This window comes from Ferdinandcohnia sp. FSL W7-1320 (assembly GCF_038050315.1).
Taxonomy (GTDB): domain Bacteria; phylum Bacillota; class Bacilli; order Bacillales; family Bacillaceae_L; genus Ferdinandcohnia; species Ferdinandcohnia aciditolerans.
In genome coordinates, this window is record NZ_JBBPAM010000001.1 from 3,467,860 (window position 1) to 3,480,671 (window position 12,812).

At 34.9% G+C, this 12,812-nt stretch carries 10 protein-coding genes and 1 pseudogene; 2 read left to right on the forward strand and 9 right to left on the reverse strand.

All coding sequences use genetic code 11. The features are described 5' to 3' along the window. Positions 1 to 131: 131 nt before the first annotated feature. Complete coding sequence (locus NST91_RS17170) at positions 132 to 1,334, reverse strand: iron-containing alcohol dehydrogenase (RefSeq protein ID WP_341332103.1); 1,203 nt, start codon at positions 1,332 to 1,334, stop codon at positions 132 to 134. Between the two features lie 675 nt (positions 1,335 to 2,009). On the opposite strand from NST91_RS17170, the gene NST91_RS17175 reads away from it, so the two are divergent. After that, positions 2,010 to 3,410, forward strand: a complete 1,401-nt coding sequence (locus NST91_RS17175) for a M28 family peptidase (protein WP_341332104.1) — start codon at positions 2,010 to 2,012, stop codon at positions 3,408 to 3,410. Positions 3,411 to 3,554: 144 nt separating this feature from the next. Further along, positions 3,555 to 4,871 carry a TIGR00366 family protein gene (locus NST91_RS17180; RefSeq protein WP_121445142.1) on the forward strand — a complete coding sequence of 439 codons (1,317 nt, stop codon included), beginning with the start codon at positions 3,555 to 3,557 and terminating at the stop codon, positions 4,869 to 4,871. A 100-nt stretch (positions 4,872 to 4,971) separates the two neighbouring features. Here NST91_RS17180 and NST91_RS17185 read toward each other — a convergent pair whose 3' ends face one another. From NST91_RS17185 to NST91_RS17220, 8 genes and pseudogenes are all read right to left on the reverse strand, one after another. Next, the gene (locus tag NST91_RS17185) at positions 4,972 to 6,312 is read right to left on the reverse strand and encodes a hypothetical protein (RefSeq protein WP_341332105.1); all 1,341 of its coding nucleotides are present in this window, start codon (positions 6,310 to 6,312) and stop codon (positions 4,972 to 4,974) included. Positions 6,313 to 6,385: 73 nt separating this feature from the next. Continuing rightward, on the reverse strand, positions 6,386 to 7,417 hold the full coding sequence (locus NST91_RS17190; RefSeq protein WP_121445144.1) for a uroporphyrinogen decarboxylase family protein: 1,032 nt from the start codon (positions 7,415 to 7,417) through the stop codon (positions 6,386 to 6,388). A gap of 68 nt (positions 7,418 to 7,485) precedes the next feature. Beyond that, the gene (locus NST91_RS17195; protein ID WP_341332106.1) at positions 7,486 to 8,178 is read right to left on the reverse strand and encodes an amino acid ABC transporter permease; all 693 of its coding nucleotides are present in this window, start codon (positions 8,176 to 8,178) and stop codon (positions 7,486 to 7,488) included. Between the two features lie 14 nt (positions 8,179 to 8,192). After that, the gene (locus tag NST91_RS17200; protein WP_341332107.1) at positions 8,193 to 8,891 is read right to left on the reverse strand and encodes an amino acid ABC transporter permease; all 699 of its coding nucleotides are present in this window, start codon (positions 8,889 to 8,891) and stop codon (positions 8,193 to 8,195) included. Positions 8,892 to 9,054: 163 nt separating this feature from the next. Continuing rightward, positions 9,055 to 9,867, reverse strand: a complete 813-nt coding sequence (locus NST91_RS17205) for a transporter substrate-binding domain-containing protein (RefSeq protein WP_341332108.1) — start codon at positions 9,865 to 9,867, stop codon at positions 9,055 to 9,057. 14 nt (positions 9,868 to 9,881) lie between these two features. After that, positions 9,882 to 10,641: pseudogene (locus tag NST91_RS17210) on the reverse strand (amino acid ABC transporter ATP-binding protein). A 133-nt stretch (positions 10,642 to 10,774) separates the two neighbouring features. Continuing rightward, on the reverse strand, positions 10,775 to 11,974 hold the full coding sequence (locus tag NST91_RS17215) for an aminotransferase class I/II-fold pyridoxal phosphate-dependent enzyme (protein WP_121445148.1): 1,200 nt from the start codon (positions 11,972 to 11,974) through the stop codon (positions 10,775 to 10,777). A gap of 71 nt (positions 11,975 to 12,045) precedes the next feature. After that, positions 12,046 to 12,738, reverse strand: a complete 693-nt coding sequence (locus NST91_RS17220; protein ID WP_121445149.1) for an FCD domain-containing protein — start codon at positions 12,736 to 12,738, stop codon at positions 12,046 to 12,048. Positions 12,739 to 12,812 lie beyond the last annotated feature (74 nt).

A 12,812-nucleotide genomic window follows, 5' to 3' on the forward strand; every position in this document is an offset into this window, starting at 1 on the left:
CTATTTTTCAAGATTATATCACAATATTTTACAAAAAACGCAAAAATATGGTAAAATATTACTGTGAAAAAAGAAGAGCTACTTGGCCCTTCTTACTTCTTCGGCTTTCCGTTTCAAATGAAATTGACCAATTAAAAGGTTGATTCATTAACACCTTCATTCATCTTGTAATCAAAACAAAGTTCATATAATGCAATAATTTCATCTTCTGTTGGAATTCTTGGATTGTTTCCGGGACTACCACTTGAAATAGCATCTTTCGCCATTTTTCCAACTACTTTATCTAATTCTTGTTTGTCTATCCCCCACTCCTTCATATTAGGGATATTCAAATTCGAACAAAGTTGCTTTATTTCTCTTACAACGATATTTGCAATTTCTTCATTTGAGTAACCATTTAACTCTGGTCTAATTAACAGTCCAATATTAGCTAATCTATCAATGCAAGCTGATTTACTATATTCTAATATTGCAGGTAGCAACATTGCATTTGAAACTCCGTGTGGTACATGAAATAAAGCTCCAATTGGTCTGGACATTCCATGAACTAAACAAACAGATGCATTTGAAAATGCGATGCCAGCTTTTAAGGCTCCTAATGACATTTTTTCTCTTGCTAATATATTGTTACCATTCTTATAAGCTTCTTCAATGTTATCGTAAATCAATTTGATCGCCGATAATGCAAGGGTATCTGTGAATGGATGTGAGCGTCTTGAAATGTATGCTTCGATTGCATGTGTTAGGGCATCTATCCCGGTTGCTGAAGTAATATGTTTTGGAGAAGAAAGTGTAAGCAAAGGATCAACTATAGCGACTTCTGGTAAAAAAGCCGGTTGTTTAATCATCATTTTAACATCATTTTTAGTATTTGTTATGACTGTAACATCTGTTACTTCAGATCCAGTACCCGCTGTGGTCGGAATTGCAATTAGTGGAACAGCCTTCTTATCAGCGATTTTTTTATTCCCTATAAAATCACTAATACTTCCCCCATTTGTAGCAATTACTGAAACAGCTTTTGCTGTGTCAATACAACTTCCTCCACCTAGTGCAATAATGACATCACAATTATTTTGTTTAAATACTTTCAAAGCTTCATGAACGAATATTTCAGTCGGTTCGGATGTAATATCCAAATAGGTTGAATGCTCAATTCCTTCTTCATTGCATATATCTTTACAATCATTAACATACCCAATATCCTCCATCACCCTATCACTAATGATAAGAACTCTATTTCCTAGTTTCCTAGTTTCAATCCCTAATTGTTTAAAGGAATCAGATCCATAAAAAATAGCTTTAGGCATATAAACACTTGATATTGAACTCATGTCTTCCCCTCCCTATTATTATTACTGAGTATGGTTGAGCTAATTGCACGTCCTAATTTCCTATCCGATGATTTTAACAATTATTTACGTATTGCCATTTTATTCATTAATTATTATTAAAAGACTACTAGATATTTGAAGGGCTAATTCTTGTCTCTTTTTTTGGCAAATATGACGTCCAATCGCCACCCCAACAAATTTCAACCCAATTTTTTTGCAGGATACACAGGCTGGAGTTCATCGTTGTAATTCATCAATTGATGAATTTGAAGGATTCCATTTGCCAATAAAGCTGTAGGTAATGTATGTACCGAAGATATTGTCAAGATTTATAAAAAAAATGGGGATTGAAAACAGTATTAATCTAGAAGAATTAATTCAGACTGCATTTTGGTGGAGGCAAATGAAACGGAAACTTGCTGGAATGCTGATGAAGATTTTTGACAAACCATTAAACTCCTCCCAGCATGCCACCTTCTTCAATGTGACAATACCCAAACCTCGATTTATTTCTGGAAGTATTTTCCTCATAGGGAGTAAGTCCTTTTCTAGCCACTTTGAAGTATAAATATGAGTTTAAGCCTATGTTTGTCTAAGGATTCCTACACTTATTAGAATTTTCCAAATGATATAAACTTTACCTTGTACTATGAATCTAGTAAAAGGAGGAATTTCATGAAAAAACTAGTAGTATCGTTTGGACTCACTACAACACTTGCATTTGGGGCTATTGCTACACCTGTAGTATTTGCAAAACCAATCGTAGTGACGCAATCTCAGAAGGAGAAGTTCTTTGATCACAAGGTGATTAATCAACTTAATGTAGACAATATTTATAACAATATTGCATCCCTTTCTGAAACACCGCGTGTTGCAGGGACTGAAGCAGAACACAACGCTGTTCAATACATAAAAGAACAATTCGAATCCTATGGTTACGAAACTGAAATTCAACAATTTACCTTCTATGGCTATACACCTCCAAGTGCAATTGAACTTTCAGTTAATGGCTATGATGGTACCCTCAACCCAAGTTCTTTCACCTATACTGTAAATGGAAATGTCTCAGGGGAACTAGTTTATGCAGGATTAGGGACAGTTGCTGAACTTCAAAACACTGACCTTACTGGAAAAATTGCGCTTATTCAGCGTGGCGAGATCTCGTTTGGGGAGAAAGTCTTAAATGCTGCTGAAAAAGGAGCAATAGGAGTTATTATTTTCAACAATACTTCAGGAGCAGTTAATGGAACACTTGGAGAAGCGAACGACAAGTATGTACCTGCTGTTGCGCTAACGAAAGCAGAAGGTGATGCACTGCATGAAGCACTTATAAGTGGAGAGGTCCTACATACTTCACTCCAAGTTGAAGGTGCTAGAGCAGGTGAGAGTATTTCTCATAATGTAATTGCAACGAAAAAGCCAACCAATAAGAAAAAAGATACCAATGATGTCATTGTTGTTGGGGCTCACCACGATTCCGTTGCTGGTGCACCTGGAGCAAATGACGATGCTTCAGGGACCGCGATGACACTTGAGCTCGCTCGTGTCTTTAAAAACCTACCTACAGATACTGAAATTCGTTTCATAACATTTGGTGCTGAGGAGAATGGGCTACTTGGCTCCGCACACTATGTAGCAAACCTACCTGAGGACGACCTCAATCGTATTATCGCAAACTTTAATCTAGATATGGTCGGAAGTCGTGATGCCGGAAATCTAACAATGGCGACACTTGATGGTAAACCAAATCTAGTAACTGAGCTTGCCCAAGCATCAAGTACAAGACTGAATGGCGAACCTACTCCATATTATGCTGGTGGTAGAAGTGACCATGTTCCATTTGCTGAAGCTGGAATCCCAGCTGCATTATTCATTCACAGTCCAACAGAACCTTGGTATCATACACCAGAAGACTCGTTAGACAAAATAAGTAAGGAAAAACTCCAAGATGTTGCTGAAATCGTAGGTTCCGCCATCTATGATCAAGCCCGTTTTGACAATATGGGACCAAAACCTAAAAAAGGACCGAAAGTGAAAGCAGACCCAGAGTTATATCATGAGCAGTCTTTAAAATAAGAAAGAATTAAACAACAAGCAAGGTCATTTGGCCTTGCTTGTTCATTTTTCAGTTAAGGAAAAATACTCCAAAGAGACTTATTGAAAACAAGTCATACAAAATTCGCTCCCCTCATACCTTTTGTAGTAAAAGGAGGGATAAAAATGTTAAACAGAGTGTCAGAACGCTTTTCACGAGTAATTCAGAGGTATTTGCCTGATGCGTTTGTTATTGCTGTGTTGATGACTTTGTTTGTGTTTGTCTTGGCCTTTTTTACAGCTCCTGCTGATCCTGCGAATTTATTTCAGTCTTACGGAGATGGATTTTGGACTTATTTAGCGTTTACGATGCAAATGGTGCTTTTGCTTATGACGGGGATGGTCCTTGCTTCGGTTCCTTTTGTTCGAAAGGGTTTAGAGGCTATCTCAGCTAAAGCTAATACGGCAACAAAGGCGTATTTATTCACGTTCTTAATTTCGGCTGCTGCGTATTATGTCAACTGGGGGCTCGCTGTTGTTGTTGGTGCCATCGTCGCTCGTGAGGTAGGAAAAAGGAATAAAAACGCTCATTTCCCACTTTTGGTCGCTTGTGCCTATGCTCCTACTGTACTTTATACAGCTGGTCTTTCGAGCTCAATCCTTCTAACGATTGCAACAGAAGATCACTTTCTCGCCGATGTTATGGGCGTTATCCCGACCTCTGAAACTATCTTCCATCCGGGTACTGTAATCATTTTCTTTGCACTACTTATTACAATTCCTATCTTTATCCTATTAATGGCTCCAAAAAAGAATATCATTCCATATACAGCAAAAGTGGAACCACCACAAGCAGAAGTTGTTACCAAAGAAGACACTAATTCACCAGCCATACGTTTAGAAAACACACCAATTTTGGGGATTTTAATTGGCTTAGTTGGTATCGTCTATGTGTTATTACAATTTGCTAAAAGTGTGGACCTCAACTTGAACCTTATTAATATTTTATTTTTATCTTTAGGACTGCTCTTCCATCGCTCGCTTGCGCAATATGGAAATGCATTTAAGGAAGCTGCCGGATCGATTTCACCTATCATTCTCCAATTTCCTTTCTATGCGGGGATTATCGCACTACTTGGTAGCTCCGGACTTGCTGATACAATTATTAGGGGTATGACATCTATTTCAAGTGCAGAATCATTCGGTGTCTTTACGTATTGGACCGCTGGACTCGTCAATATCTTAGCTCCATCAGGTGGCGGACAGTGGGCACTACAAGGTCCACTTCAAGTACCTGCGGGGATGGAACTAGGTGCCGATCCTGCCGTTATCGCGATGGCGGTCGGATGGGGAGATGCATGGACAAATCTCATCCAACCATTCTGGGCATTGCCTATCTTAAGTATTGTTGGTCTTCATATACGCCATATTATGGGCTATTGCATTTTACTAAGTGTGTGGATTGGGATTGTGACTTCGATTTTGATTTATTTTGTGTACTAATAAAAAAACTGGCGCAAGCTCTATTAAAAGAGCTGCGCCTTTTTTATAAAGTGATAACAGTATAATAAGCTGCTTTTCTTAATAATTCTATAACCATGATTTATAACAATAAATGCACACAATATATTACCATTGTATGTACACAGCTAATTAAAACTGTATACAGTAGGTTCCATTTCAAGATAATTTGGTATACATCAACTTTAAGGATATTTGAAGTAACTACATTTGTAGGGGTGATTGGTGATACAGTTCCGGCTACAGCCCAAGAACTCAGTAATATCATCGCAAAAGTAATATCATGTAAACCTACATTCGTTGGTGAAACGCTAGAAAGAATAGAGGTTATAACAACAATTTGATGAATACCAACAAATGATAGAAGACCTACTAGTGCAATCGTGAATAGTATTAATAACAAAATAGATAAATGAGAAATTTGAGTCCACAAATCACTAAAAATATCGGAAATAACTGTTTTGGACAGTACAACTCCAAAGAAACCAGCAGATAAAAACAAGGAAACCTCGTTTGCCTGGGAAGGAATTATTTTTTTTTGAAAAAGGTTCACTTCTTTTATAAAACGTCTAAATTCTTTTAAATATTTTCCCCAAATGAAAGAATAAACAATTGCCGTAATTATTATTATTACACTTACATTAATTGCACTTTCAACCTCTAGAATAAAGATAGTTCCACTTAATAATAGAAGAAAGAAAAGTAGTTCATATAGTTTTTTTTTACGAATATTAGCTTTCGATTCTATAGCCCCAAAATTAATAGATTGTTTTTCTTTAAATGAAAATACGATGTTTGCTGTCCAGAATTGAAAAAAGCTGAGCAACAATCCAAATGGTAAGAAATATAGCATGGGTATATTCAAATAATACACAACTAAAAAAACGGATGCGAAATAAGGGGACCAAGTATTAATTGAAGAAAACCCTCTAATATATAATCTTCCTAAAAATTCTACTGGAAGGTTCATTATTTTTACTATGGAATGAATAATATGGATGGATCCTAAATTGGTTATTGGGCCTAAAATATAGAATGTGCTTGATAAAAATATATAAAGCAATTGTGGTTTACCGTTAAGCTTTGAAGCAAATTGTGTAATACTGTCATCGTATTTCCCTATTTCAATAGGAATAGTTAAAATTGGAACGACAATTATTAAGCACACAAGTGGTAGGTTTTTTGTAATGCTCTCTGCCCAAACTTCAAAACCAGCCTTTTGTACATACATAATAATAATACCAATGCCTATCATAATACCACTAAATATACGAGGGAGAACCCTGCTAAATATCATACTAAGTAACATCACTAAAGTTGTTAAAATTACGGTAACAATATAAAGTACAGGAGGTGAATAAAATTGGGTGATAATATAGGTAATAATAAGTAGTATAATGATACGATTACTCAAGTCTTGCAAGATAAATACTCCTTTATAAATTTGAAAGAGCTCCGTATGAGGACGAAGCCCTTATTCATATTTAACTTTACATCTACGTTAATGTACGCTGATTTGCAGTAACAGCTCTTCGAACTGCAAAAAGACTTTTCTCTGGTGTAGCCTGGTCTATTACACAACCTGGACCTATAATTAACCCCTTTCCATCAACCTCTTCTATAGCCTCTTTTACATGGTTTTCTACTTCATTTACAGTACCTTCAATTAATAAACTATTTCTTATCATTCTATTATTCTCACCATAATATGGAACTTCCCTAACCCCTCCAAGTAAGCACTTATTAGTCAGTGTTCGCGCTTTTGCTAACGAAGGAGCAGTCCAACGATCGTGCCAATTCAAACAATTAACTGGATAATCCTTAATTAAGTCGAACATAATTTTATCACCATGAATGTGTACAATATTTAAAAACGTTTCCTTGTTATAGCTTTCTATTACCTTTAAATCAAAAGGTTCGCCGAATATTTTGTATTCTTCCTCTGTTAAAAGATCGTAAGATGCACATTGAGTCGCAAAAAAGAATCCATCTACACCGGCTTCTATATTTGCTTTAACAAAATTAATTGTCGTTTCTGTTATTATTTCAAGCGCATTTTTAATTAGTTCAGGTCTTTCTTTCATATCCAACAGTATTCGATCCCCAGCAAGTTTTCTTGCAACCGTTAACGGACTAAAAATAGTTTGAACAAATGGTAATTCACCTTTCACTTTATCACTAACATATTGTGCCAATTGAAGTTGTTTTCCATAGGTCCCATAGCATGCTGGTAAGACCTTTAATTTTCCCCAATCTTCAATTGAGTGAATTCCGTATTTTTTGATGATTGGAGGACGATTCGTTCTTGTAAAGTATTGTACCTGAGCTCCCCAATCCTCTACGCAATATAAACCGAAGGGCATCAATTTTATAAAATCATAGTCGTATTTCTTAGTAAATTCTATTTGAGAGTCTGCCAAAATACCTGGGTTGATATCATCCTTTGACAAATGCATCCACAAACTAACAGGTACTCGATCCACTTCCTTTGAATTCAACGCTGCTTCAATACGCTCAAATTTATTCATTTCACGAATCTCCTTCACTAAATATATTTAACCTTTTAATATCTGGTTTTTTTAACAGAATAATAGAATTAGTGCCCCTTTCTTAGGCTAATCTCATATCTATTTACAAGATAAGTTAATAGTGCACTAATGCACCAATATATAAGAGCTGCAGCAACAAATGCTTCTAAATACCTGAACGTCATTGCTCCTACTATTTTCGCTTTAGCAAAAATGTCTACTACAGTAATCAAAAAAGCAAGCGAAAGCGCTTTAATAATAACCATATAAGAATTCAAAAAATCTGGCAGGGCTTCGGTTAATGCTTGTGGGACGATTACTCTCCAAAGAGTCTGTAAAAAGTTATATCCTAATGAATATGCTGCTTCAATCTGCCCATAATTTACAGAAAGAAATGCACCTCTAATAATTTCTGACTGAAATGCAGATAAAGTTAATGAAAAGGTAACGATAACAGTGATTACTGGGTTTAAATTATTTGGATTAAATTCTATTCCTATCAACGATAATAGAGGATGACTGATTTGAGGCAAGGCGTAATACATAATATAAAGTAATACCACCGCTGGGGTGCCCCTTAAAAACGATTTAAATACCGTAATTAACTGGGAAATTATAGGGATTTTATATTGTTGAATGATTGCAATGATTCCCCCAAGGAATGTTGAGATTAGGAGTATAACTAGAGCTAATAATAGTGTCTTAGGGACAACCGTTAAAATCCCTACAAAATCCTCAACAAGAATATCAAATTTAAACATTTTTACCTCCCCCCTTACTGTTTGATTCCACTACCTATTTGTGAATACTTTACTCTCTTTTCAAGGAAACGGACAAGATTGTCTGATATAAGGCATAGAATCCAAAATAATATGGCTATTGTTAAAAAAATTTCAACTTGATTAGATCCATAGGATTGAGATATTAATAAATTTGCAACACCCATAATATCGAGTACTCCGATAACAAATATTAGTGAGGTATCATGAATGAGATAAATCAAGGCATTTCCCCAACCAGGTAAAGCTATTGGAATAACTTGAGGTACAATAATTCTTGTAAATTTTTGAAATGGGGTATAGCCTAAGCTTAGTGCTGCTTCATGTTGACCTCGTTCAACCGCTAAATAAGCAGGACGTATAACTTCAGCCAAATAACCTCCATTATACAGAGTTAATGCAATGATTGTGGCTATCACAGCACTTATATTACTAATATTAATTCCTACCAGTGAAAATAAGATTGGAAGAGCATAATAGACCAAGAATAATTGAAGGACTATAGGCACACTTCTTGTAAAAGAAATATACAAAGTCATAATTTTACTAAGATATTTAATCTCTTTTATTCGTATCATTGTTACAAAAATACTTAAAATTAATCCTAATGTTGAGGCTGAAATAATAATCAGAATGGTTACATGAAGGACACTTAAAAACTCCGGAAGTATTTCAATCATAAATTTAAAATCCATTGTATCGGCAACCCTTCTCTCGTTAGATTAGAACAATGGTAGATTCTATGTTGGTATATTTGAAACTTAAAAAATTGTTACATAGACCCCATATCATTCCTAATAAGTTCTTCATTTTGTCTCTTCACAATAGGGTCCAGTTGTTTTTCCCCCCTAGTCAACTTTATTCATGTATAAATACATCTTCATCATAATATTTAATTGATAATTCTGGTAATTTACCTTCTTCTTTTAGTTCCTTTAATGCAATGCCTACTTCTTCCGCCAATTTTTTATTTTCTTCTGTTCTATAGATTAGAAAATATGTTGGGAAAACCTTAACCGGATCAGTTACATGAATATTCAAGTTCTCATTTTCAATAATTTTGCTTTGCCCCAAATTTGATGGAAGTATTAAAGCATCGTATTTTCCTGAATCAACTTCTTTTAAACGATCAGCATACGATAAACCTGCGTCGGATGTTTTGAACTCAATTTTATATTCAGGGTTTTCTTCATTCCAGGCCATTAAGAAATTGAAAACTCCTCCGGTAGGTGTTGTAGGAACAATTTTTTTTCCAACTAGATCCTTCATATCTTTAATATTTTTGTTGTTGGTATATATTTTCATTAAACTAGCACCATTGTTTTCAGAGGGTAAAAGATATTTTTCTTCACGTTCTGCACTTTTAAATAATCCTTGAGCAATCATGTCGTACTTACCTGTATCTAGACCAATTTCAGCTGCACTATCAGCAACACCTACTAAGTTAAACTCGTAATCTGCTAATTTCTCATCAACAAGCTTAAGAATTTCAGGTTCATATCCAACTAGTTTTCCATTTTCCTCCCAACTTAATGGTTTTGAAGTCGGAGGAACAGCAACCTCAATGGTTCTAACACCTGTTTCTGATTTTACAGATGAGGCTTCACCGCTACATGCTGCTAGTAATAGGATTAAGCCTAAAAAAATAAGTAACTTTGTTCTTTTAACCATTTTTTTCTCCCCTTTTATCCATTATTTGAAATCAAATGATCCTCATAAACACTCTTTAAAAATTCTCTTGTTCTTATATTATTTGAGTTTTCAAAAATTTGGGAGGGCGGACCTTCTTCTGCAATATGGCCTTTATCCATAAAAACAACTTTTGTAGAAATTTTTTTGGCAAACCTCATTTCATGAGTTACCAAAAGGATTGTTACACCAGATTTCGCTACATTTTCAATTACCTTCAAAACTTCATCTACTAATTCGGGATCAAGTGCAGAAGTAGGTTCATCGAATAAAATCACCTCTGGTTCAAGAGCTAACGCCCTAGCGATACTTACTCTTTGTTGCTGACCTCCTGATAAGCGTGAGGGATACATATCCTTTTTATCGAGTAAACCTACTCGTTCTAATTCCAAAAGACTTTTTTCATATGCATCTTTTTTAGACTTTTTTTGTACCACTATCTGTGCATCCATTATATTTTCAATGACTGTTTTATGTTTAAATAGATTAAATTGTTGAAAAACCATCGCTGTTTTTCTTCGAAGTTTGAGGATATCCTTTTTCTGCACTGATTTATAATCTATATGAAGTCCTGAAAGAATCACCTCCCCATCATTCGGCTTTTCTAAATAATTTAAGCATCTTAACAAAGTGGTTTTTCCAGTTCCACTAGGGGCCAATAAAAGTTACAACATCTCCTTTATTAACTGTCAGATTTATCCCCTTTAGAATCTCGTTATTATCAAATGATATCCGTAGATTTTTTAAAGTTAGCATCTAGTTACCCTCCCTATCATTAGAAATTCACACATTTACTTGTATACAACAACTGTACACAAGATGGAATATTCAGAACATTTATTGCAAAAAAATATATTATTCATTAATAATTAAGCATATCTCTCATTTATTACTTATTAACAGTAATAGTAATAGACGATAACGCTTGTTCTATATCTGCAATTATATCCTCGACATCCTCCAAACCAACAGATAATCTAATTAGACCTTTTGCAATACCAAAATCTGCAAGTCTTTCTTCCGGGATTGATGAATGAGTCATTGAAGCTGGGTGTTGTACTAATGTCTCCGGATCTCCTAAACTAAAAGAAATCATGGCAATTTTCAAGGTACTAATAAACTCTTTTCCTGCTTTAACACCTCCCTTAACCTCAAATGATACAATCCCCCCCATACCTTTCATTTGTTGTTTTGCTAGTTCATGTTGAGGATGAGATTTTAAGCCTGGATAGTAAACTTTTTCTACAGATGGATGGCTTTCAAGAAATTCTGCTACTTTTTGTGCATTATGACAATGTTGTTTTAGACGTATTCCGAGTGTTTTTATTCCTCTTAAGATTAGAAATGATTCCCAAGCATTCAGATTTTGTCCTAAGTCTCCCATAATATCCTTTCGCATAAAATCAATCATTTCTTTTTTTCCACAAATAATCCCTGCAATAACATCACCATGCCCATTTAAATATTTTGTAGCACTGTGAACAACTACATCTGCTCCTAGTTCCAACGGTTTTTGTAAATATGGTGTCATAAACGTATTGTCTACTATTAAAACAAGGTTGTATCTTCTAGTAATATCTGAGACCTTTTTAATATCAATCATAGTAAGGCTCGGGTTCGAAGGTGTTTCAATATAAACAGCACGTGTGTTTACTCTGATAGCGCTTTCAACGTTAGCTAAATTAGTACAATCTACAAAATCGTATTCAATACCGTACCTGCTAGCAATAGTTGATAAAAATTTGTGAGTCCCTCCATATACATCCTTAGTTACAATAACATGATCACCTGAACAAAGATGAGCCATTAATGCCACACTTATCGCTGCCATGCCACTACTAACTCCCAAGGCATCTTCAGCTCCTTCTAAAGAGGCTATTTTTTTCTCTAATGTTCTAGTAGTTGGATTGCCATATCGACCATAATATCTTCCTTCTTTTTTCCCTGTAACAACTTCAACTGCAGATTCTGCATTTTCAAATGAGTATGCTACGGCTGGTATTATTGCCTGTGATACTGCTCCAGACATTTCATCTGGTTGTTGTTCATTGTGAACAGCTTGAGTGTTAAATTTCCATGGTTTCATCATACCTTTTTATACCCCTCTCAATTGTGTTTAATTTCAAGTCATTTGTAAGCAAAAGTAGTTGGAAAACTAAATTACCATGTAGAGTTATTTTTTTCATATATACCAATTGCCGTTATAGCAGAAGATAAACTATTTTCTATATGTTTTTTCATTGCTAACTCAGCTCCTGTTATATCTTTATTTGTAATACATTCCAAAATAAGCTGATGTTCTTCTCCCTCTTCTATTGCTCGTTCTACACTCTGATTAGGAACTAAGCGCCTATATCTATGAATATGGTCATATAATTGTGATAAAAAGTTATTAACTGTCCCGTTACGACTCAATTCATAAATATACGAATGAAATTCAACTCCATAATTTAAAAGCTCTTCGATGTTCCCCTCTTTAGATGCATCTTTAAGTTTATCAGCGATATCCTTTAGATTCCTCAAATCCTCTTGTGTAGCATTTTCTGTAGCCTCGGCAACAGCAATTTCTTCTAATTTAGATCTTACTTTAAATATTTCCTTTACTTCTTCAACAGAAATTGGAGCTATTTTTAGCCTTCCATTAGGCTGACGTATGACCATTTTTTCAAATTCAAGTTTCTCTAAAGCACCTCTTAAAGGTGTTCGACTGATATTTAATTTTGAGGATAAATCCTCTTCACTAACAGGTTGATTAGGTTGTAATATACCATCTATTATCCTTCTTTTAATTTCATAATAAGCAAAATCTTTAGCTGAACCTTTTGTTGGTGGGCTATTGAACTGATTATGCATTGAATTACCTCGCTATTCGTATTTTTGCATCCATTTTTTGCATTCAAAAACTGTATACAATTATTGTATACAGT